Annotated in this window: 20 protein-coding genes and 1 other RNA gene; 11 read left to right on the forward strand and 10 right to left on the reverse strand. The window is 68.8% G+C overall.

Annotation, left to right across the window (positions count from 1 at the left end):
- Positions 1-15: 15 nt before the first annotated feature.
- The gene (locus tag ACQP06_RS25680; RefSeq protein ID WP_213560277.1) at positions 16-1,356 is read right to left on the reverse strand and encodes a glutamine synthetase family protein; all 1,341 of its coding nucleotides are present in this window, start codon (positions 1,354-1,356) and stop codon (positions 16-18) included.
- Positions 1,357-1,484: 128 nt separating this feature from the next.
- Positions 1,485-3,002 carry an alpha/beta hydrolase gene (locus ACQP06_RS25685; RefSeq protein ID WP_433673433.1) on the reverse strand — a complete coding sequence of 506 codons (1,518 nt, stop codon included), beginning with the start codon at positions 3,000-3,002 and terminating at the stop codon, positions 1,485-1,487.
- Positions 3,003-3,168: 166 nt separating this feature from the next.
- Here ACQP06_RS25685 and ACQP06_RS25690 point away from each other — a divergent pair, with 166 nt between their 5' ends.
- The 9 genes from ACQP06_RS25690 to ACQP06_RS25730 all read left to right on the forward strand — a co-directional run bounded on the left by ACQP06_RS25690 (position 3,169) and on the right by ACQP06_RS25730 (position 10,996).
- Complete coding sequence (locus ACQP06_RS25690; protein ID WP_433666996.1) at positions 3,169-4,299, forward strand: S1C family serine protease; 1,131 nt, start codon at positions 3,169-3,171, stop codon at positions 4,297-4,299.
- Between the two features lie 109 nt (positions 4,300-4,408).
- Positions 4,409-5,278 (forward strand): 3-methyl-2-oxobutanoate hydroxymethyltransferase, encoded by an 870-nt coding sequence (gene panB, locus ACQP06_RS25695; protein ID WP_433666997.1) that lies wholly within the window; start codon positions 4,409-4,411, stop codon positions 5,276-5,278.
- A 201-nt stretch (positions 5,279-5,479) separates the two neighbouring features.
- Complete coding sequence (locus ACQP06_RS25700) at positions 5,480-5,926, forward strand: hypothetical protein (protein ID WP_433666998.1); 447 nt, start codon at positions 5,480-5,482, stop codon at positions 5,924-5,926.
- The gene (pip, locus tag ACQP06_RS25705) at positions 5,926-6,882 is read left to right on the forward strand and encodes a prolyl aminopeptidase (RefSeq protein WP_433666999.1); all 957 of its coding nucleotides are present in this window, start codon (positions 5,926-5,928) and stop codon (positions 6,880-6,882) included. Before ACQP06_RS25700 ends, pip begins: the two co-directional genes overlap by 1 nt.
- On the forward strand, positions 6,883-7,779 hold the full coding sequence (locus tag ACQP06_RS25710) for a CHAD domain-containing protein (RefSeq protein WP_433667000.1): 897 nt from the start codon (positions 6,883-6,885) through the stop codon (positions 7,777-7,779).
- Positions 7,780-8,079: 300 nt separating this feature from the next.
- Entirely contained in the window at positions 8,080-8,559 is a 480-nt protein-coding gene (locus ACQP06_RS25715) for a helix-turn-helix domain-containing protein (protein ID WP_433667001.1), read from the forward strand.
- A 415-nt stretch (positions 8,560-8,974) separates the two neighbouring features.
- A complete protein-coding gene (locus tag ACQP06_RS25720) occupies positions 8,975-9,628 on the forward strand; it encodes a HEAT repeat domain-containing protein (protein WP_433667002.1) in 654 nt (217 codons plus the stop codon).
- The gene (locus ACQP06_RS25725; protein WP_433667003.1) at positions 9,622-10,641 is read left to right on the forward strand and encodes a HEAT repeat domain-containing protein; all 1,020 of its coding nucleotides are present in this window, start codon (positions 9,622-9,624) and stop codon (positions 10,639-10,641) included. Before ACQP06_RS25720 ends, ACQP06_RS25725 begins: the two co-directional genes overlap by 7 nt.
- A gap of 130 nt (positions 10,642-10,771) precedes the next feature.
- Positions 10,772-10,996, forward strand: a complete 225-nt coding sequence (locus ACQP06_RS25730; protein ID WP_433667004.1) for a hypothetical protein — start codon at positions 10,772-10,774, stop codon at positions 10,994-10,996.
- A gap of 371 nt (positions 10,997-11,367) precedes the next feature.
- Here ACQP06_RS25730 and ACQP06_RS25735 read toward each other — a convergent pair whose 3' ends face one another.
- From ACQP06_RS25735 to rnpB, 4 genes are all read right to left on the reverse strand, one after another.
- Positions 11,368-12,858, reverse strand: coding sequence for an RNB domain-containing ribonuclease (locus ACQP06_RS25735; RefSeq protein WP_433667005.1), 1,491 nt, complete (start codon positions 12,856-12,858; stop codon positions 11,368-11,370).
- A gap of 14 nt (positions 12,859-12,872) precedes the next feature.
- The gene (locus ACQP06_RS25740) at positions 12,873-13,199 is read right to left on the reverse strand and encodes a hypothetical protein (protein WP_357096850.1); all 327 of its coding nucleotides are present in this window, start codon (positions 13,197-13,199) and stop codon (positions 12,873-12,875) included.
- A gap of 388 nt (positions 13,200-13,587) precedes the next feature.
- Complete coding sequence (locus ACQP06_RS25745; protein WP_433667006.1) at positions 13,588-14,406, reverse strand: slipin family protein; 819 nt, start codon at positions 14,404-14,406, stop codon at positions 13,588-13,590.
- A 93-nt stretch (positions 14,407-14,499) separates the two neighbouring features.
- Positions 14,500-14,931: RNase P RNA component class A (gene rnpB / locus ACQP06_RS25750), an RNA gene on the reverse strand.
- A 30-nt stretch (positions 14,932-14,961) separates the two neighbouring features.
- Here rnpB and ACQP06_RS25755 point away from each other — a divergent pair.
- A complete protein-coding gene (locus ACQP06_RS25755) occupies positions 14,962-15,849 on the forward strand; it encodes an alpha/beta hydrolase (protein WP_433667007.1) in 888 nt (295 codons plus the stop codon).
- 37 nt (positions 15,850-15,886) lie between these two features.
- On the opposite strand, the gene ACQP06_RS25760 is transcribed toward ACQP06_RS25755, so the two are convergent.
- From ACQP06_RS25760 to cobC, 4 genes are all read right to left on the reverse strand, one after another.
- Positions 15,887-17,119, reverse strand: coding sequence for a bifunctional RNase H/acid phosphatase (locus ACQP06_RS25760; RefSeq protein ID WP_433673434.1), 1,233 nt, complete (start codon positions 17,117-17,119; stop codon positions 15,887-15,889).
- Positions 17,120-17,316: 197 nt separating this feature from the next.
- Positions 17,317-18,054: a zinc ribbon domain-containing protein gene (locus tag ACQP06_RS25765; RefSeq protein WP_357096844.1), complete on the reverse strand. Its 738-nt coding sequence runs from the start codon at positions 18,052-18,054 to the stop codon at positions 17,317-17,319.
- A gap of 216 nt (positions 18,055-18,270) precedes the next feature.
- On the reverse strand, positions 18,271-19,401 hold the full coding sequence (locus tag ACQP06_RS25770; RefSeq protein WP_433667008.1) for a Nif3-like dinuclear metal center hexameric protein: 1,131 nt from the start codon (positions 19,399-19,401) through the stop codon (positions 18,271-18,273).
- A 34-nt stretch (positions 19,402-19,435) separates the two neighbouring features.
- A complete protein-coding gene (gene cobC / locus ACQP06_RS25775; RefSeq protein WP_433667009.1) occupies positions 19,436-20,485 on the reverse strand; it encodes an Rv2231c family pyridoxal phosphate-dependent protein CobC in 1,050 nt (349 codons plus the stop codon).
- A gap of 44 nt (positions 20,486-20,529) precedes the next feature.
- Here cobC and ACQP06_RS25780 point away from each other — a divergent pair, with 44 nt between their 5' ends.
- A complete protein-coding gene (locus ACQP06_RS25780; RefSeq protein WP_433667010.1) occupies positions 20,530-21,036 on the forward strand; it encodes a low molecular weight protein-tyrosine-phosphatase in 507 nt (168 codons plus the stop codon).
- The last annotated feature ends 2 nt before the right edge of the window (positions 21,037-21,038 follow it).

Raw genomic sequence — 21,038 nt, forward strand, 5'->3', positions numbered from 1 at the left:
GGTGCTTTGCCGGGTTCAGAGACCCAGGTATTCCTTAAGCTCGTACGGCGTCACCTGAGCGCGGTAGCCCGCCCATTCGCGACGCTTGTTGCGCAGGAAGAAGTCGAAGACGTGCTCGCCCAGGGTCTCGGCGACCAGCTCGGACTTCTCCATCGCCTTGAGCGCCTCGTCCAGGGACGCGGGCAGCTCGCGGAAGCCCATGGCGCGACGCTCGGCGGAGGTCAGCGACCACACGTCGTCCTCGGCCTCCGGCGGCAGCGTGTAGCCCTTCTCGATACCACGCAGACCCGCGGCCAGCAGCACCGCGAACGCCAGGTACGGGTTGCAGGCGCTGTCAGGGCTGCGGATCTCGACACGACGCGAGGCCGACTTGTTCGGGGTGTACATCGGGACGCGCACCAGCGCAGAACGATTCGAGCGACCCCAGGAGGCGGCGGTCGGGGCCTCGCCGCCGTGGATCAGGCGCTTGTAGGAGTTCACCCACTGGTTGGTGATCGCGGAGATCTCGTGCGCGTGCTCGAGGATGCCCGCGATGAAGGCGCGCGCGGTCTCGGACAGGTTGTCCGGGTCGTCCGGGTCGGCGAAGGCGTTCTGCTCGCCCTCGAACAGCGACATGTGGGTGTGCATGGCCGAACCCGGGTGGTCGGCGAACGGCTTGGGCATGAAGCTCGCGCGCACGCCCTCGTCGATGGCCACTTCCTTGATCAGGTAGCGGAAGGTCATCACGTTGTCGGCCATGGACAGCGCGTCGGCGTAGCGCAGGTCGATCTCCTGCTGGCCCGGCGCGCCCTCGTGGTGGCTGAACTCCACCGAGATGCCCATGGACTCGAGCGAGTCGATGGCGTGGCGACGGAAGTTGGGGGCCTCGTCGTGCACGGCCTGGTCGAAGAATCCGCCATTGTCGGCGGGGATGGGCGCGGTGCCGTCGTGCGGGCCCGGCTTGAGCAGGAAGAACTCGATCTCGGGGTGCACGTAGCAGCTGAAGCCGAGGTCAGCGGCCTTGTTGAGCTGGCGGCGCAGCACGTGGCGGGGATCGGCCCAGGACGGCGAGCCGTCGGGCATGGCGATATCGCAGAACATGCGCGCCGAGTGCTGGTGGCCCTTCGAGGTGGACCACGGCAGCACCTGGAAGGTGGACGGATCCGGCTTGGCCACCATGTCCGCCTCGGAGACCCGGGCAAACCCCTCGATGGCCGAACCGTCGAAGCCGATACCCTCCTCGAACGCACCCTCGAGCTCGGCGGGCGCGATCGCCACGGACTTGAGATATCCCAGGACATCGGTGAACCAGAGACGCACGAAACGGATGTCCCGCTCTTCGAGCGTCCGGAGCACGAATTCCTTCTGACGGTCCATGACCGCGAGCGTAGGGTCCCGGAGTTAAATCCGTGTTACATACGCCGACAGATTCAACTCTCGGAACTGTCAGCAGTGACGACCCCGAACCGCGCGGAGATTCCGGCGCGCGGCCCGGGCGTCGCCGATCAGCAGGTGAGGCCCTGGGCGGGCTGCTTCAGGTCCACGAGATAGTCGATGACCGGGTCGTCGACGCATTTCACACCGGACAGCGACACGGTGTGGCGTGTCCCGTTGAAGGTGATGAGCGAGGCGCCGAGCTGCTGGGCCAGGTTCACGCCCGCCTGGTAGGGGGTGGCCGGGTCCTCGGTCGTGGAGATCACCACGACCTTGGGCAGGTTCGGGATCGAGATCTTGTGCGGGGTGCTGGTACTGGGGACCGGCCAGATGGCGCACAGTTCCAGCGGCGCGGCATCGCTGCCGTGCCCGTCGTCGAGGAAGGGCGCGACGCGGCGGTAGTCGGCGTCCTGCTTGGCGGCGACGGCGCGATCGGTGACGGCCGGGTCGTCCACGCAGCGGATGGAGTTGAAGGCGTCGGCGCTGTTGTCGTAGGTGCCGTCGTCGTGGCGGCCGTCGTACATGTCCGCCAGCGCGAGCAGGGTGTCGCCGCTGCCCTGGGCCAGTTCGCGCAGGCCCTTGGTGAGGGCGGGCCACAGGCGGTTGGAGTACAGGGTCTGCTGGACGCCGGTGATGGCGTCGCCGTAGTGGAGGCCGCGACCGTCCTGGGTGGGCACCGGCTTGTCCCACAGCGGGTCGACGAGGGCGCGGAACTTCTTGGTGGCCTGACCCGGGTCGTCGCCGAGCGGGCAGTTGGTCTTCTCCTTGGCCGCGCAGTCCGCGGCGTAGGCGTCGAACGCCTTCTGGAAGCTGGCCGCCTGCGCCACCGACTCCTTGACCGGATCCTGTTCCGGATCCAGCGCGCCGTCGAGGACCAGGGCGCGGACCTTGTCGGGGAACTTCTCGGCGTAGGCGTAGCCCAGGCGGGTGCCGTAGGAGTAGCCCACGTAGGTGAGCTTGGGGTCGCCGAGCGCGGCCCGGATCACGTCCATGTCCTGTACGACCTCGCGGGTACCGACGTGGCCGAGGAACTCCTTGCCGGTGCGCTCCACGCACTTGTTGGCGAAGTCCTTGTTCTCCGCCTCCAGCGCGGCGATGCCGGCGGGAGAGTTGTCCCGGTTCGGCTCGGCGCGCTGGGCGTCGTTCTCGGCGTCGGTGCGGCATTTGATCGCGGGCTGCGACGCACCGATACCGCGCGGATCGAAGCCGACCCGGTCGAAGCGGTCGGCCAGCGCGGTGCTGTCACCGAGGGTGACCATGCTCAGGCCGGTCACACCCGGGCCGCCGGGGTTGAACAGCAGCGAACCGATCTTGTCGCCGTTCGCCTTGACCCGCGAGATGGCGATCTTGGCGGTGGCCCCGCCGGGATTGGCGTAGTCGACCGGCACGGTGACCCGGGTGCACTCGGCGTCGCGCGGCATCTGGTCTTCGCTGTACTCGCGGCAGCTGCCCCAGTTCAGGGTCTGGTTGTAGAAGGATTCCATCCCCACCGGTGCCGACGCGGTGGGATTGCCGTCCACCACGCTGGTGCACGCAGCCGCGGTCATCGCCAACGCCGTCGCCATGAGCACGACCCGGCCGGTTCGCATCAACGCCATCCCACGATCGTGCCATGTCACGGTTTCGGCGATGGTGGAGGTTCGGTGCCGGTCCTGTCCGGTACGTGGGTGTTCGCACGGAAAGTCCCCAGGCCGCTCTCAGAAACCGCATGCTTAATGGGAGAGAACCGGGGGGCTCTACGTACGAGGGGATGCCATGTCCGTGCAACCACTTTCGCCGAATCGGTCCACCACCCGCTCGTCCCGCCCCCGCGCGCTGCGTATCGCCGCGGCGGCGGTGGTCGCGCTGACCGCCACGCTGGGACTGGTCGCGTGCGGGCCCTCGACCATGCCGGGTGCGCCGATCGCGGAATCGCCGGGCGGGGTGACGAAGAGCCAGCCCATCGACTTCACCACCGCGCCAGCCGATCTCGACGCGGCCGCGCGAAATGCGGTACCGGGCATCGTGGATATCGACACCGAGCTGGGGCTGCAGAACGGCGAGGGCGCGGGCACCGGCATCGTGCTGGGCTCGGACGGCCTCGTGCTCACCAACAATCACGTGGTGGAGGGCGCGACCAAGATCTCGGCAACCGATCTCGGGAACGGGCAGACCTACGAGGCCACCGTGGTCGGGTTCGATCGCAGCGAGGACATGGCCGTCATCAAACTGAGCGGGGCGTCCGGGTTGCAGACCGCGCCGCTCGGCGACTCCGACAAGGTGACGGTCGGCGACCCCGTGGTCGGTGTCGGCAATGCCGGCGGCCGCGGCGAGCCCACTCCCGCCCAGGGCACGGTGACCGCGCTGAACCGGTCCATCACCGCCAGCGACGACGCCACCGGCAGCTCCGAGCAGCTGACCGGTCTCATCCAGGTGGCCGCGAATATCGAACCCGGCGATTCCGGCGGCCCGCTGGTCGACGCGACCGGCAAGGTGATCGGCATGGACACGGCCGCGTCCAAGGGCTTCCGGTTCAGCATCGGCGGCGGTCAGGGCTTCGCCATCCCGATCAACAAGGCCGTCGGGGTGGCCAAGCAGATCCAGGCGGGCCAGGGCTCGGACCGCATCCACATCGGCGACACCGCCTTCATCGGCGTCTCGGTGACCTCGGCCGGGGGCGGCGCGCAGATCCGGGGCGTGGTGCAGGGCGGGCCCGCCGATCAGCTCGGGCTGGCCGCCCGCGACGTCATCACCGGCCTCGACGACCACACCATCACCACGGCCACCGACCTCACCGCCACCATGGACCTGCACCATCCGGGCGACACCGTCACCTTGAAGTGGACCGACGCGACCGGGCAGAACCGGTCCGCGCGGGTCCAACTGGCGAAGGGACCGGTCGGCTGAGATGTGAGGAATCGCATTCCTGGGGTGAGCGGCCGCGATGGCAGACTGAGGACGTCAGAACAACCCGGGGACCCGGCACGGGCCTCGAGGAACGACGAAAGGGACGATGATGTCCGTATCCGATGCGGAAACCCCTGTGTACGGTTCGGCGCCGAAAACTCCCAAGCGCGGGGAGGCGGAGCGGAAGCGGAAGACGCGAGTGCAGCACCTGCAGCAGATGAAGCAGGCGGGCGAACGCTGGTCCATGCTCACCGCCTACGACTACTCCACCGCTCGGCTCTTCGAGGAGGCCGGGATTCCGGTCCTCCTGGTCGGCGACTCGGCCGCCAATGTGGTGTACGGCTACGACACCACCGTGGCGATCACCGTCGACGAGCTGATTCCGCTGGTCCGCGGCGTGGTGAAGGGCGCTCCGCACGCGCTGGTCGTGGCCGACCTGCCGTTCGGCAGCTACGAGTCCTCCCCCGAGCAGGCGCTGGCCACGGCCGTGCGGTTCATGAAGGAGACGGGGGCGCACGCGGTGAAGCTGGAGGGCGGCGAGCGCGTCGCCGACACCATCCACAAGCTGACCGCCGCCGGCATCCCGGTGATGGCGCACATCGGGTTCACCCCGCAGAGCGTCAACACGCTGGGCGGATTCCGGGTGCAGGGCCGCGGCGACGGGGCCGAGCAGCTCGTCGCCGACGCGATCGCGGTGCAGGAGGCCGGCGCCTTCTCCGTCGTGATGGAGATGGTGCCCGCGGAGCTGGCCGGGCAGGTCACCCGCAAGCTGACCATTCCGACCGTCGGCATCGGCGCGGGCGCGGAATGCGATGCGCAGGTGCTGGTCTGGCAGGACATGGTGGGCTACACCGGCGGCAAGACCGCCAAGTTCGTCAAGCAGTTCGCGGATGTGGGCGGGCAATTGCGCACCGCCGCAGCCACTTACGCCGACGAGGTGCGGCGCGGGGTGTTCCCCGGCCCGGAGCACAGCTACTGAGCCGTCCGGCCGCGTACCGAACGAGAACGCCCCCGCGATGATCGCGGGGGCGTTTCGCTGAGGCCACCCGACGACGCCCCACCCGCCCGCGTTCCATAGCTTCCGGCTATCTCTCAGCCTTCGGGCCCGTCGACTCGGTCCACAGCGCGAATTTGGTGGCAGACTCGAAAGCCAACGAGCTGGAACGACCAAAGGGAATTCATGGATCGTGGAACGAGTCGCTGGATCCGCCGTACCTCGCTGCTGGGCGCGGCGTTGGCCGCCGTCGCGCTGACCGCGGCGTGCGGGGACAACACCTCCACCGGGTCGTCGCAGCCCAAGGGCTCCGGCTCGCCGCTCACCTCGGCGCCGACGACCGCCCCGAGCACCGGTGCGGCCTTGAACATTTCCGAGGATCAGGCCAAGCAGATCTGTGACATGCTGCGCCCGCAGCTGTCGGACTGGCGGGTGCAGGGGCCGACGCTGGGCAAGATCGCGTTCAACGCGACCGTGCTGCAGTGGGCCACCCAGAACGGCTTCCTGCTGCAACTGCCGGGCGATCGGGGCGTGGTCGACCGGGTCACCACCAAGAGCTGTTCCGACGTCCGTGATCAGACGCTGTCGGCGCTGGAGATCCCGAACATGGCCGCGGGGCTGGTGGCGGGCTGATGCGCACCCTGTACCCGGCGATCGAGCCCTACGAGCAGGGCAAGCTGGAGGTCGGTGACGGTCAGTCGCTCTACTACGAGGTGAGCGGCAATCCGGACGGCAAGCCCGCCGTCTTCCTGCACGGTGGACCGGGCGGCGGCACCGCGCCCTATCACCGGCAGTTCTTCGATCCCGAGGCGTACCGGATCGTGCTGTTCGATCAGCGCGGGTGCGGGCAGTCGACGCCGCACATCGCCGACGGAGCGAGCCTCGAGCACAACACCACCTGGGATCTGGTCGCCGATATCGAAAGGCTGCGAACGCATCTGGGCATCGAGCGGTGGCTGGTGTTCGGCGGATCGTGGGGTTCGACGCTGGCGCTGAGCTACGCGCAGACCCACCCGGACCGGGTCACCGAGCTGGTGCTGCGCGGCATATTCCTGTTGCGGCGCAAGGAAATCGATTGGTACTACAATGGCTCCGCGGGGTACGTGTACCCCGACGAGTGGGAGAAGTTCCTGGCGCCGGTGCCGGAAGCCGACCGCGGGCGTGACCTCGTCGAGGTCTATCACCGCCTGCTGCACTCCCCCGATGCCGCTCTCGCCACCGACGCGGCCGTCGCGTGGTCCACCTGGGAGGGTGCCACGAGTTCCCTGCTGCCCCAGCCGGATCGGGTCGCCGAGACCGCCGATCCGCGCTTCGCGCTGGCCTTCGCGCGCATCGAGAACCACTACTTCGTCCACGGCGGCTTCCTCGACGAGGGACAGCTGCTGCGCGACATCGACCGCATCGCCCACATTCCCGGCGTCATCGTGCAGGGCCGCTACGACGTCGTGTGCCCGGCCACCAGCGCCTGGGATCTGCATCGGGCCTGGCCCGGCTCGGAACTGCACGTGGTGGCCGACGCCGGCCACGCGGCCCTCGAACCCGGCATCACCCACCATCTGGTGGAAGCCACGGACAAGTACAGGACGTAGATGAGCACCACAGCCGGTCCCGCCTTGGTCGACGCAGTAGCCGCCGATGTGGACCGGCTGTGTACGGCCGAACCCGATGTGCGCCAGGACCTTCCGGACTCGGTACACAAGATGCGGGTGGCCACCCGGCGGCTGCGCAGCGTACTGAAGTCCTACCGCCGGGTGCTGCGCCGCAAGGCCGTCGGCCAGATCACCGACGAGCTGCGCTGGATGGCCGGACTGCTCGGCGTCGCCCGAGACGCCGAGGTCCGCGCCGAACGCTTCGCGGCCCTGCTGGACGATGACACGGCCAGCGATAGCCCGCCGTCCCACCAGACTGACGAGACCCCCTCTCCCCACCGGGATTTCGGTCACCGCCTGGTCGCCGAGGAACGGCAGATCTACGCCGACGCGCACCGCGAGGTGGTCCACGCGTTCGACGGCGACCGCTACACCGCCCTGCTCAGCACCCTGCACGGCCTGATCACCGACCCGCCCCTGAAGCACTCCCACGCGGACGAACCCGCCGAGCCGGTCTTCACCAAGGTGCTGCGCCGCGACCTGCGCGAGCTACGCCACCTCGTCCACTCCGAACACGGGCTTTCCGGCCCCGAACGCATCGAGCGCCTGCACGATATCCGCAAGGCCGCCAAGCGATTGCGCTACTCCGCCGAAGCCGCTACCGCCGTCCTCGGCAAACCCGCCGAAGACCTCGGCAAGAAGGCCAAACACCTCCAGGGCGTCCTCGGCGACCACCGCGACGCCGTCGAAGCCCTCCTCACCATCCGCACCCACGTCGCCGACACCGCCGACTCCGGCTACCGACACCTCTGCGACGCCGAGGAAGCCGCGGCCGCCAAGGCCCTCGGCGAGTACCCGGACGCCGTGGAATTCGTCCACCACCACCCACTGAGCTGACGCACGGTCCTAGGCCCTGTCCTCAAAGTCGGTGTGGCGGAACTGTGTTGATGGCAGACAGCCGTTTAGTGCGTTTGTGCAATACATCTGTTTATTACAAATGTTCAGATAGGTGACGACGGGTTCGAGACACTGCGGGGACGGCGATCGAGCTGCTCGACCTGCACCGAGCTGTCTTCGTACCACCATCGAGTCAGCCCATGCGGGCGCGTTGGCCGGCGTCAGATTCTCCAAGCCGCCGATCCTGGTCCGGCTCACTCAAACTGATGTCTCCTGCTAACCGCCCGGTACGTTGTGTTGATGACCGTGGCTCTGTATTCGGCCGAACAGGTGGCTGCCATTCTCGGATTGCATGTGCGTACCGTGCGCGGATACGTTCGAGACGGCCGCCTGCCGGCCGTGCGGATGGGCAAGCAGTACCGAATCAGCGAACGGGACCTTCGTGCCTTCACCGGCGTGGTACCCGACGAACCGATCAGTACCCCACACGTGCACGTTTCGTCTGTCGTGCACATCGACGACGTCGACCGTCTCGCGATGGACCGGATCACCGCACACCTCGCCGCGACCGCGATCGGCGACTCGAGCGTCCCAGTGCAGCTCAACGTCCACTGGACCTACGACGAATCTGCTTGCCGCCTTACCATCTTCGTCGTCGGTGACCCAGAATCCGCGGCAGCCGTGATCAGACTGATCGGCACTTCGACGCGCGCGGGTCGGGAAGTGAGCACCGAGGTTTGCCGCTGCCGATCTGGTCGGCATGCCGTCGAGCACAGGTGATCGTGAGCACCTTCGGCGCTGGACAGCGCTCGTGAGAGTTGCCTGGCGGCAACCGGTTTCCGCGTAGCCTGGCAGGTTTCCGCAGCGGCACATCGCATCCCATAATCGACACCGTGTTCGCCCTCGACGACATCGTCGCAGCCACCGCTATCCGCATTGGCAAGATCGTCGCCACCGTCTGACACCGACCTGGCAAGCCCTCCGAGATAGCGGGGAAACCTCAGGTGGGCTATGCCTGTCTTCCGCATGCCCTGCCCAGCCCAGGATGGACGCGACGGCCGACTACCTATGTGATCGTGGAGTACAGCGATGCCACGACATCGGCCGTGCGTGCTTGACCTTGTCACTGTGTAAAGGCATTGAATGGCTGTCGGAGGTGGTCCCCATCAACTCGACACACAGGAACCCACACACTATGCGACTGTTCGAGGCATTGGCCGCTGCGAACTCATCGACCCGGCTCGAGGCGGCTCTGGCAGCCGGCACGCATCCCGAGCCCTTCTTCGTCGATGCACTCGTAGAGCGGTGCGCGATCGAGCCGGACTTCTTCGTGCGCGACATGCTCACGTGGGCGCTGACCCGCCTCCCGCGCGAGATCACCGTTCCCGCACTACGGGCGGAGCTCTATTCCGAACACGCGCAAGCCCGCAGCCAAGCGTTGCACACGCTGTCCAAGATCGGGGACCCGAATACCTGGTCAGCGATTACGCATTCGATGCTGCACGATGCCGACGACGAGGTCGCGCGGAGTGCATGGCGCGCTGCGGTCGTTCTCGTGCCCGACGAGGAGGAGGTGAAGGAGGGGCTGGCCGCGGAACTGGCCACGCAATTCGGCCGAGGTGACTGCGAGGTACGGCTGAGTCTGAGCCGGGCTCTGGTTGCACTCGGCGAGGTGGTCGAGCCGGTCCTGCAGGCGGCGATGACAAGTCACGACCCGACGATGCGGGCGCACGCGAGCGCCACGCAGCGGCTCCTGAGTGACCCGGATGCCGGATTCGACCTCGCTATCGGTGAGGCGAGACGGGTCGTCGCACTCGGTCCGGATCGGGAGGAGGCAACGGCGTGCTGATCGGCGACGTGGCGCGATTCTCGGGAGTGAGCGCCCGGATGCTCAGGCACTACGACTCCCTCGGGCTGGTACGACCGACAGGCCGCACCGTGAGTGGCTACAGGGAATACTCACCCGACGATATCCGGCGGATCTTCCATGTGGAGGGGTTGCGGTCGCTGGGACTTTCCCTGCGCCAAATCGGACAGGCTCTCGACGATCCTGGATTCAGCCTGTCCATACTGGTCGGTGACCTCATTCGAAGGACCGAAGCACGACTGAACCGGGAGCAAGAACTCCTCGAGCGGCTCCGTACCGTAGATGCCGCCGATCCAGGCGGCTGGCAAGACGTCCTACGCATAGTCGAGCTCTTGCACGGACTCCGTTCGCGCAGTGCCGCCCGGCGACAGCAGGCCGTCCTCGCCCCCGCCGAGGACGTGCCGGTGCCTGCCGAACTGCTGGCCGAGGCGATCCTGACCGAATCCGATCCGAACGTTGCCGGGGCCCTTCGGTGGGCACTCGCCCGGGCCAACGGCGACGGCATGGCGAGCGTGGCGTTCGGCCTGGCCTCGGAAGACGTCGAAGTCCGGCGGCGCGCGGTCCTGGCACTCGCCGAGCTACCGGGCGACGAAGCGACCACGATACTTACGGACGCGCTCGGGGACGCCGACGCCACGGTCCGCAGACATGCCGCTCTCTCACTCGGTGCGCGGGGCGTGGCCCGGGCTGTGCCGGCACTGGTCGATACGGTGGTCAAGGGGCCGAACGATGTCGAGGCGGCCGAGCTCTTGGGAGCATTGGCACAGGACGCGAAGTGGGCGGACCTGATCATGAATGCGCTGGCAGACGAACTCACCGCGCACACAGCGGACTCGGCGGTACGGGTGCGACTGACCCAGGCGCTCGCCGAGATGCCGGGGGCCATCGCGCTGGACATCTTGCGACAACTGGCCCACGACGAAGACCGCGTCGTCGGCCTCGTCGCCTCGGCCCTCATCAGAAGGCTCGAAGAAGAGCCGGATCAGGAAAACTGAGACGGGCTGGGACTGTTGCTGCTCGAGACGCTCCCTGACACAGAAGTAACCCCAGCTATCGGGTCTACAGGCGCGCGCCCCGAAACTGTGATACTGACTCCCGTCCAGATCGAAACAGATGGAGTCCCAAATGAATTCGAAGAAGTTCCTCGGTGCCTTGGCCGTCACGGCCGGCCTCTGCACCCCCGCTACCCTCCTCGCCGCCCCCGCCCAAGCCGAGCCACTGCCGGTCACCGCCGCACAGCCCGTCGACACCACCGGATCTTCGAACGGCTCGTATTCTGCCGCGAACCACCTGGTCTGCCTCCTCTTTCACACCAGCCTCAACGGCTCCGTAGGGATCGCGTCCTGTTGACCCGCTAGCTCGAGCTTTAAGCCTTGGGGTTGTGCTGGCCGCGTACTCCTGGTTGATCATGGCCGAAGCCCTTGGTGGACGATTTATCCTGCGAGAGAACGAATCTTATGTCCGCCGGGCGGTATTGTTCCCCTTGCGCACAAAGCACTTTCACAGAATCTTCGAAATCCAAGAGGGTGTGATGATCGCAGTGGTGCGGCCGGTCTCGGCCTCGGCGGCGCGGGTGCATGGATGCTCGTGCCCTACACATCGATCAGCCCCATGCCCATGCATGCGCCGCAGACGAAAGACTGTCTGACAGTGGAAAACATCACGGCGCGAATCGAACGCGGACTGCGGGGGGCGCAACCACTGCGGAAACGGTTCGACGGTCATGACGTCGAGTATGACGTCGAAGGCGCTGGTCCGGCGGGGTAGCTGAAGGTGACCGTGCGGGTCACGGGGTCAGCCTCGGCGAGGCGGACCTTGACGTTCTCGCCTTCGGGTGGGCGGCCGATGCACTTGGCCAGCACGGGTGGGTCGGCGATGAAGATCTCGGCGGGGCGGGTGCCGTTGGCCTCGCGGAGCACGACCGCGTCGAAGTCGGTGTGCAGGCGCGGGGACAGGACGGTGGCCTCGGTGAGGTCCAGGCAGGCGCGGTCGACCTTCCCGGCCAGGGCGTCGGTACGGCGCATGGTGTCGACAGCGGCGGCGAGCTCGTCGTGGACCCAGTGCGGGACTTCGGTTTTCGCGCAGTAGGCCAGGCAGATCTCGGTGGCGTAGCGGTCGGCCAGGCGCCGCAGCGGAGCGGTCACGTGAGCATAGGTCCCGGCGATCGCGCTGTGCCGCAGGGTTTCCGGGTCCTGACCGTTCAGAATCGTGTAGGATGCGCCGCGCAGCAGGCTGACGGCCTCCGACATGAGCACCAGGGCGGCGGGAGTATTGCAGTCCAGACCAGCCAGCATGCGACCCACCGACTCGTCCGGTGGCCAGGCCACCCCGACCGCCGCGGCGGTGCGCCGCATGGACTCGATGGCGGCGGGCGGAGCCGGGGGCATGGTCCGCAGCAAACCCGGGAGCGCGGGTTTGCCGGAGCCGTTCGAGTTATGTCCATCGAGCATGATTCTGGCCGCACACATACCAGTCAGCAGGGAGACCTGTTCGTTCCAATCGTCCGCGGCGGTGCGCGGCTCGATAGCGAGTTGCCAGTGATCGACTCCGGATTGCGCACCGTCGCGCACCACGGTCTGGGCGGGCAGTCGCAGCGTGATCGCGCCGCGCTCGATGCCGGCCGCGATGCGCAGCCGCCCGAAGTCGGGCAGCGCGGCGATCGACGGGTGCAGGCGGCCGTTGTCGGCGTCGGCCTGCACGCCCTGATAGTCGAGGCGGGCGCGGGAGCGGACCAGTGCGCGGGTCACCGAGAACCGCACCGGTTCGGCGTGCGCGTCGCATTCGATGGTCCACAGCGCGGCCGGGCGGTCGACGTCGGGCAGCAGGCTGGCGAGGCCCTCGCTCAGCACCGGCGGGTGCAGCGGGACGGTGCCGTCGGGGAAGTAGAAGGTCTGGCCGCGGGCCAGGGACGCGCGGGCCAGCGGCCCGCCGGGGACGACCACCGCGGCGACGTCGGCGATGGCGTAGTGGAGGAGGAATCCGCCGCTCGGGGTGCGCTCCAGGCAGACGGCCTGGTCCAGATCCATGGCACCCGGGGGATCGATGGTGACCAGCGGAATCTCCCGCCGGTCGGCTCGGGCGCCCGCGAACGCGTCGACCGCGTCGCGGGCTTCCGAGACGGCCTCGGACGGGTAGTCCGAGGCCAGTCCGAACTCGGTTCGGACGGCGCCGAAGTCCACCGGCGCCGACACGATCCGTTGATGCAGTTCCACTGCGGAGACTGGCCCTACTGCAGGGCCAGCATCGTGCCGTTCAGCTCGTTGAACGGACCGTACACGGTGAACACCACGCGGCCGCCCGGGTACTGCGACGACAGCAACGCGGCCGAGTCCAGGGCTTCCCCGAACGACGCGGCCGACGGATGCGGCAGGCCGGCGATGACCTGTCCGAAGTGGTTCTGCGCCACCCACTGAGTGTCCGCCGCGGTGAGATCCACCTGAATTCCGCCCGGCAGCGGCGTCACGGCCACCGCGGAGGCAGAACCGGCACCCAGCACAGCGGAGGCGGCAGCGGCGAGAAGCGCCCCCACTGCCAGTTTGCGAGCAATTCGCATTGAGACGAGACCTGCTTTCCGACGATTGTCGAGCCCTTGTCCCGTCGCGGACCGCTACGGGACTTTCCAACGCGCAACACTTTATGACGTCGATCACGTTCGGTGCCAGTTCAAGGCGGATAACCCGCCCGACACGCCGAGCCGCGCCGGTACACACCGTGTGGCGCGCCGCAATTCTTATCCAACCGGATGGTTCGCGCAGGGAAAAGGGCGAGCGGTGTCGATCACGCCGCCCGCCCGCCTGTTTTCCCGCGGCCGCACTGCTCGCCGCGCGGTGCGCCTACCTACCGCGCAGTCCGCCCGGGAACTTGGCACTGAAGAGTTTGAATCCATACGCGATGGCGAACAGCACCACGATGGCCGCCGGTTGAACGACACCAGCCATGACTTACTCCCTCATCTCTTGCGACGCGCCGGGCTCCTCCGGCGCGGTCTCGGCCGGCATCCGCCCGCTGCGCTCGAGGAAACGCAGCAGCTCCACCGGGAACGGCAACACCAGGGTCGAATTCTTCTCCGCCGCAACCTGAACCACGGTCTCCAGGAATCGCAGCTGCAAGGCGGCGGGGGCGTCGGACATATTGGCGGCGGCCTGCGCCAGCTTCCGCGAGGCCTGCAATTCGCCCTCGGCGGAGATGATGCGGGCGCGGCGTTCGCGTTCGGCCTCGGCCTGGCGGGACATGGAACGCTTCAGCGCGTCCGGCAGGGCGACGTCCTTGATCTCGACGCGGTCGATGTGCACGCCCCAGTTCAGGGCGGGCGAGTCGATGAGCAATTCGAGGCCCTTGTTGAGCTGCTCCCGATTCGACAGCAGATCGTCGAGTTCGCTCTTGCCGATGATCGAACGCAGGGATGTCTGCGCCACCTGCGCGACCGCGAACAGATAGTCCTGCACCTCGATGAGGGCGCGGATCGGATCCACGACCCGGAAATACACGACCGCGTCCACCCGGACCGTCACATTGTCCCGCGTGATGCCCTCCTGCGCGGGCACCGGCATCGTGACCACCTGCAGGGAGATCTTCGACATCTTGTCCACACCGGGAATCAGCAGCCGCAATCCGGGATCCCGCACGGCCCGCACCCGCCCGAGCCGGAACACCACGCCCCGCTCGTATTGCGTGACCACCCGTACCCCGGCCGCCAGGCCGATTCCGGCGATCACGACGATGGCGGCGAGCCATCCGATCAACAGATACAGAACATCCATGGCGAGCTCCGCGAAAATATCTCCGCGCCATCGGAAATCCGACGGTGTGCCTCCATGATGGCACCGGACGGTGAACCCCGCGACGGGGAAAGGCGGACGAGTCGGTCTGTAAGCCGGATCCTGTCCCCGACGTCGAAACGCCGGGTGGCGACCATCCATCTGGACACACCGTTGCCGGGTGCCTCGAGCGGTCCACCCGCAGGCTCGGGCGAGCAGCCCTCGAACACCTGCGCAGCCGCACTCTCGCGAGTGCGGCCTTCGACCTTGCTCCGGGCGGGGTTTACCTAGCCGCGCCGGTCACCCGGCACGCTGGTGCGCTCTTACCGCACCGTTTCACCCTTACCGGCGGTGCACTTCTCGCGAAGTGCGGCCCGCCGGCGGTTTGTTTTCTGTGGCACTGTCCCGCGGGTTGCCCCGGGTTGCCGTTAACAACCGCCCTGCTCTCCGGAGTCCGGACTTTCCTCGGCGACAGGCTGTGGCACACGTGTTGCCCGTTCCTCTCGCCGCGGCCGCCCGACCGACTCGTCCGCGGCCACCAGGGTACGGTAGGGCGTCATGGAGCGTGTCGAGGTGGGGTTCCCTTCGGGTGTCGAACAGTGCGCCGGCTGGCTGTATCTCCCGGATGGACCGCCGCGTCCGCGCCCGCTGGTGGTCATGGGGCACGGGCTGGGGGCGGACCGGGAAATGGGGTTGGATCGGTACGCGCGCCGTTTCGCGTCGGTGGGAATCGCGGCTCTGGCCTTCGACTATCGGCATTTCGGGGCCAGTGGGGGCGAGCCCCGGCAGGTGATCAATATCGCGCGCCAGCGTGAGGACTGGCACGCGGCGATCGCGTTCGCGCGCACGATTCGCGGGATCGACGCGACGCGAATCGCTTTGTGGGGCAGTTCTTTCGGCGGCGGGCATGTACTCGCCGTCGCTCCCGACGACCATTACATCGCGGCGGTGGTGGCACAGTGCCCGTTCACCAGCGGCTGGTCCTCGGCACTGGCGAAGGGACCGTTCAGTCTGATCAAGACCGGGACGCTGGCGGTGACGGATCAGGTGGTGGGGACGATCATTCGGCGTCCGATCACCGCGCGGCTGGCGGGCAAGAAGCACTCCGCGGCATTGATGAGCGCGGCCGACGTGCCCGCCGGATTCGGGCGGCTCGCCGAGGAGAGCGCGCAGTACCGGCCGAAGGTGGCGGCGCGGATCGGGCTGTCGACGCTGTTCGACAATCCGACGCGGCACGTCAAGGACATCAAAGCGCCTGTGCTGTACGCGATCTGCGACAACGACTCGGTGGCCCCGGCGGGCCCCACCGTGAAGGCGGCCGAGCGGACCAAGCACGCCACCGTGAAGCGTTATCCGATCGGCCATTTCGACATCTACTTCGACGACTGGTTCGAGAAGGCCGTCTACGACCAGACCGAATTCCTGATGGCGACCCTACGTCCGTGAACCGAACCCCCTGCGGCGCAAGGGGTTACCAGTCTCCTCAGAGATACGACGTGTCGTTGACCAGGCGCACCGACGAGCCGCCGTCCGGATAGAACTCCGCGATCGACAACGACGCCAGATCCAGGTGCAGCCGGTACAGCAGCGACGGACCCACCCCGAGCGCCAGTTGCAGCAGCGTCTTGATCGGCGTGACATGGCTGACCACAAGCACATTCGCGCCCGGATACAAGGCCACCAGATCCCGCCGCACCGACTCGACGCGCTCCCGCACCTGATCGAAGCTCTCGCCGCCGGGCGCGGGGATCGAGGGATCGCCCAGCCACTGCCCGTGCAGCTCCGGATCCTGGTCCCGGGCTTCCAGGAACGTCATTCCCTCCCAGGCCCCGAAGTCGGTCTCGGTCAAGCCTTCCAGCACCCGCACCGGCAGCCCGAGCGCCTTCCCGGCCGCCTCCGCGGTCTCCCGCGCCCGGCCCAGCGGGGAGCACACGATGGCCTCGATCCCGCCCTTGCGGGCGAGCATGGCCGCGGCGTTCTCGGCCTGCTGCCGCCCGAGCTCGGTCAGCGGCGGATTGCCGCGGCCCGAATACCGGCGCTCCACCGACAATTCCGTCTGCCCGTGCCGGAGCAGCAGCAGCCGCGTCGGCCGCCCGATCGCCCCGGTCCAGCCGGGTGCGGGCGTCGCAGCGGATGCGGGACTGTCCACGACGCCGCCCGCCACCGCGGCGGCGACCTGCCCCAGCGTGCCCTGTCCGCTCCCGGAATCGCGTTCGGCCGCTGTCGAATTCGATGCGCCGGATCCGAGTTCGGCCGGTCGGCCGAGCGCCTGACCCGACTCCCGCAGCGCCGTGCGGACCTCGGCGACGGTGTCGGCGTCGTCCATGGCCTCGTTGGCGAGCCGGTCCGCGTGCGAGTTCTCCTTTCGCGGAATCCACGCGAAGCTCACCCGATCGAACCCGGCCACCAGCCGCCGCGCCCGATCGGCGAGCGGAATCATGGACTCGTGCTTGACCTTCCAGCGGCCGGACATCTGCTCGACGACCAGCTTGGAGTCCATGCGCACGGACACCTCCCGCGCACCCAGCTCGGCGGCGGCCTCCAGACCCGCGATGAGCCCGCGATATTCGGCGACATTGTTGGTGACGACCCCGAGGAATTCCTTGCGCTCGGCCAGGACGCGCGCACGATCGGCGTCCCAGACCACCGCGCCGTACCCGGCGGGGCCCGGATTGCCGCGCGAGCCGCCGTCCGCCTCCACGATCACCATGTCCACCAACGCTGTTCACCTTCCGTGCAGGTCCGAGAATCCGCCGGCGGGTCACGCCGCCGTGGCGTCGAGGTCCGCGCGGGCCAGGCGTCGATACTGTCGCGTCGCCGTGCTGGTTTCGCGGTATTCGGGCTGTCGTGTCGTGTGCCGGTCCACGCGGGGCGGCACGGGTGCCGCGCGCCGAGGGGCGCGCGGCGGGCGGGTCAGAGCCCGGAGTGCTTGGTGCGCACCAGGATCGCGCCGCATTCGGGACAGCGGACCACGACATCGGGGGCGGTCTGGGTGATGCGGGAGATCTCGCCGCGGTCCAGTTCGATGCGGCAGGCGCCGCAGCGGCGGGCCTGGAGCAGGGCCGCGCCGACACCGTAGGTGGTGCGCTGCTTGTCGTAGGCCGCGAGCAGGTCGGCGGGGACGGACCGGGTCAGGGCTTCGCGGTCGGAGTCGCAGCGCTGCTGGGCCACGGCCAGGTCGGCGAGCGCGCTGTCGCGCAGGCGCTCGGCGTCGACCAGTTCGGCCTCGGCCTGGTCCAGGTTGGCCCCGGCGTGCGCGTGCGCGGCGGCCGCGGCCTCGCGGCGCTCCATCACCTCGATCTCGTCGTCCTCGAGGACCTTGCGGCGGCGTTCCAGGCTGGTCAGCTCGTGCTGCAGTTCGGAGAGCTGCTTGGCCCCGACCGAACCGGCGGTGAGCATGCCGCGGTCGCGCTCCTCGCGCTTGCGGACGGCCTCGATCTCGCCTTCCAGCTTGCGAATGTCGCGATCGAGGTCGTCGATCAGGATCTCGGCCTTCACCGCCTCGTCCTTACGAGTGGAGCGCTCCGCCGCCAGCCGATCCACGTCCTGCTGCTCGGGCAGCACCTTGCGGCGATGCTCGATCCGCGTCAGCTCGACGTCGACGGCGGCGAGGTCGAGCAGCTTGGCCTGGATCGATGGTTCGGCATTCAACGCGAAGGTCTCCTGGACGCTCTGGACGAATTCAAGACACCCACCGTACCGTGTGAAATTTGCCCTCCGCTCCGCTCCGGGCCGGTTCGCGGCCCCGAAGTCTCGATTCTTCCCTCCTCCACCCCTCCGCTTCGCTCCTGTTTCCGCTCCAAGCGCGGGGAGGCGGAGCGCAGTCCAGAATCGAGACGGCCGCGAACCACCAGGGTGGTGCCCAGGTCAGCAGGCGTTAGCGCCCAGGGTCCACGGGTCGGTGCGGAGGGTGGAGACGCGGGTCTCGAGCCCGGGCAGGGCGTGGCGGACCACACCTTCGGCCTGGCCGCACCAGGGGAACTCGGTGGCCCAGTGGGCGGCGTCGATCAGGGCCGGGCCGCCCGCACGCAGGTGTTCGTCGGCGGGGTGGTGGCGCAGGTCGGAGGTGACGTAGGCGTCCACGCCGAGGCGGGAGACCTTGCCCAGGAAGGAATCTCCCGCGCCGCCGCAGACGGCGACGGTGCGGATGATCCGGTCCGGGTCCCCGGCGGCGCGCACGCCCCAGGTGGTGGCGGGCAGAGCGGCACGCACGCGAGCGGTGAACTCGCGCAGGGTTTCCGGGGCGGGCAGCTCGCCGACGCGGCCGATGCCCAGGCCGGACGGCAGGTCGGCGCGCTCGGTGACGTGATAGGCGGGTTCCTCGTACGGGTGGGCTTCGCGCAGGGCGGCCAGGATCGCGGTCCGGCGCGACGGCGGGGCCACCACCTCGAGGCGATCCTCGGACACCTCGTGCAGCTCGCCGACCACGCCGAGGGCCGGGTTGGCGCCCTCGAGGGGCCGGAACTGGCCGGTGCCCGCGACCGTCCAGGCGGCGTCGGAGTAGGCGCCGATCCGGCCCGCGCCCGCCGCGAACAGGGCGTCCAGCACGGCGTCGCGGTGCGTGACCGGCACCTGCACCACCCACTTGTCCAGGGCGGTCAGCGGTTTCGGATCGAGCGGGCCGGTGACGGTGAGTCCGATCGCCGCCGCGAGCGCGTCCGAGACGCCCGGATCGGCGGAGTCGGCATTGGTGTGGGCGCTGAACAGCGCGCAGCCGGAGCGGATGAGCCGGTGCAGCAGCGCGCCTTTCGGGGTGTCGGCCGCGACCGTGTCCACTCCGCGCAGCAGCAGCGGGTGGTGCACGACCAGCGCCTGCGCGCCCCACTCGATGGCCTCGTCCACGACCCCGGCCGTGGCGTCGACGGCGAACAACACCCGCGAGACCGAGTCCCGCGGGTCACCGCACACCAAGCCCACCGAATCCCAGGACTCGGCCAGTCCGGGCGGGTACGCCGCTTCCAGCGCCGCGATGAGATCCGACAGCCGCACCGTCGTCACAACCGAACCTCCTGCTCGATCCTGCCTGCCACGATCACACACCCACGTCGCGAATGGCCGCGACGAGCCGGTCCACCGCCTCCGCCGGCCGCACCGCGACCCGCAGGAAACCCGTTTCCAGCCCGGGGAACGTATCACCGCGGCGCACCGCGATCCCCTTGTCCGCGAGCTGCTTTCGCAACAGTTCCGCGTCCGGCACCCGGATCAGCAGGAACGGCCCGGCCGCGGGCTCGTGCACCTCGACGCCCAGTTCCCGCAGCCGCGGGATCATGGCGGCCCGATCAACGGCGATGCGCTCGGCCATCCGCTGCGCCTGCGCGACCGCGGCCGGTTCGCTCACCGCCGCGATGGCTTCCAGCTGCAGGGTGCCCAGCGGCCAGTGCGCGCGGCCGTGATTCAACCGCGCCAGCACCTCCGGCGCGCCGAGCGCGTACCCGCAGCGCAGTCCGGCCAGCGCCCAGGTCTTGGTGAGGCTCCGGAACACCAGCACATCCGGATGACTCTCTCCGGCAAGGGATTCCAACTCGCCCGGCACGGCGTCGGCGAACGCCTCGTCCACCACCACGATGCGCCCCGGCCGCCGCAGCGCCCGAATGCTGTCCGCCGAGTGCAGGACGGAGGTCGGGTTCGTGGGATTGCCCACCACCACCAGATCCGCGTCCTCGGGCACCACGACACCGTCGAGCGAGTACGGCGGCTCCAGCAGCACCCGCGCCACCGGCGCCCCGGCCTCGCGCAGCGCCAGCTCCGGCTCGGTGAACGACGGATGGATCACCGCGGCCAGCCGTGACACCAGCCGCGGCAGCATCGCGAACCCCTCGGCCACCCCGGCCAGCAACAGCACCTCGTCGGCCGAGCGCCCGTGCCGCGCGGCCACCGCCGCCCGCGCCGCCCGCTCGTCCGCCTCCCCCGGATACCGGCCCAGCTCCCCCAGCCGTCCCGCCAGCCGCTCCCGCAGCCATTCCGGCGGCGCGCTGCCCTGAACGTTCACCGCGAAATCCACCATGCCCGGCCGCGCGTCCACGTCCCCGTGGTGCCGCAGCCTGGCATGGTCGAAATCCTGGAACTCGGTGTCGTCCGGCACAGCCGTCCACCCTACGTGGCCGCCGTCCGCGCCTACCGGCCAGAATGGCTGTCGTGGGCGACCTGCATGTGACGTTTATCTGCACCGGCAATATCTGCCGGTCCCCGATGGCCGAGAAGATCTTCGCCGCGCATCTCGAGCGCGCGGGATTGGCGGATCGGGTGCGGGTGAGCAGTGCCGGGACCGGCAGCTGGCATGTCGGGGACGAGGCCGACTACCGGACTGATCGGGAGCTCAGCGCGCACGGGTATCCGACCGGGCACAGTGCGGCGGTGATCGGGGACGACCACCGCGACGCCGATCTGGTGGTGGCGCTCGACACCGGGCACAAGCGGGACCTGGCCCGGATGGGGGTGCCGTCGGATCGGCGGCGGCTGCTGCGCAGTTTCGACCCGGACGCGGACGGTCGCTCGGTGCCGGACCCGTACTACGGCGACCAGTCCGATTTCGCGTTGGTGCGCGAACAGATCGAGGCGGCCGTGCCGGGGATGCTGGACTGGGTGCGCGAACAGCTCGGCGAGGAACCGCGGGCCGGAGGCCGGTACGCATGAGT

This window comes from Nocardia sp. CA-136227 (genome assembly GCF_050955695.1).
Classification (GTDB): Bacteria; Actinomycetota; Actinomycetes; order Mycobacteriales; family Mycobacteriaceae; genus Nocardia.

Coding starts and splice junctions, on each gene's coding strand:
- ACQP06_RS25700 (WP_433666998.1), top strand. CDS start 5,480: ATGGATCGTGGAACGAGTCGCTGGATCCGCCGTACCTCGCTGCTGGGC.
- pip (WP_433666999.1), top strand. CDS start 5,926: ATGCGCACCCTGTACCCGGCGATCGAGCCCTACGAGCAGGGCAAGCTG.
- ACQP06_RS25715 (WP_433667001.1), top strand. CDS start 8,080: ATGACCGTGGCTCTGTATTCGGCCGAACAGGTGGCTGCCATTCTCGGA.
- ACQP06_RS25740 (WP_357096850.1), bottom strand. CDS start 13,199: ATGCGAATTGCTCGCAAACTGGCAGTGGGGGCGCTTCTCGCCGCTGCC.
- ACQP06_RS25755 (WP_433667007.1), top strand. CDS start 14,962: ATGGAGCGTGTCGAGGTGGGGTTCCCTTCGGGTGTCGAACAGTGCGCC.
- panB (WP_433666997.1), top strand. CDS start 4,409: ATGTCCGTATCCGATGCGGAAACCCCTGTGTACGGTTCGGCGCCGAAA.
- ACQP06_RS25685 (WP_433673433.1), bottom strand. CDS start 3,002: ATGCGAACCGGCCGGGTCGTGCTCATGGCGACGGCGTTGGCGATGACC.
- ACQP06_RS25745 (WP_433667006.1), bottom strand. CDS start 14,406: ATGGATGTTCTGTATCTGTTGATCGGATGGCTCGCCGCCATCGTCGTG.
- ACQP06_RS25710 (WP_433667000.1), top strand. CDS start 6,883: ATGAGCACCACAGCCGGTCCCGCCTTGGTCGACGCAGTAGCCGCCGAT.
- ACQP06_RS25690 (WP_433666996.1), top strand. CDS start 3,169: ATGTCCGTGCAACCACTTTCGCCGAATCGGTCCACCACCCGCTCGTCC.
- ACQP06_RS25720 (WP_433667002.1), top strand. CDS start 8,975: ATGCGACTGTTCGAGGCATTGGCCGCTGCGAACTCATCGACCCGGCTC.
- ACQP06_RS25780 (WP_433667010.1), top strand. CDS start 20,530: ATGGCTGTCGTGGGCGACCTGCATGTGACGTTTATCTGCACCGGCAAT.
- ACQP06_RS25680 (WP_213560277.1), bottom strand. CDS start 1,356: ATGGACCGTCAGAAGGAATTCGTGCTCCGGACGCTCGAAGAGCGGGAC.
- ACQP06_RS25730 (WP_433667004.1), top strand. CDS start 10,772: ATGAATTCGAAGAAGTTCCTCGGTGCCTTGGCCGTCACGGCCGGCCTC.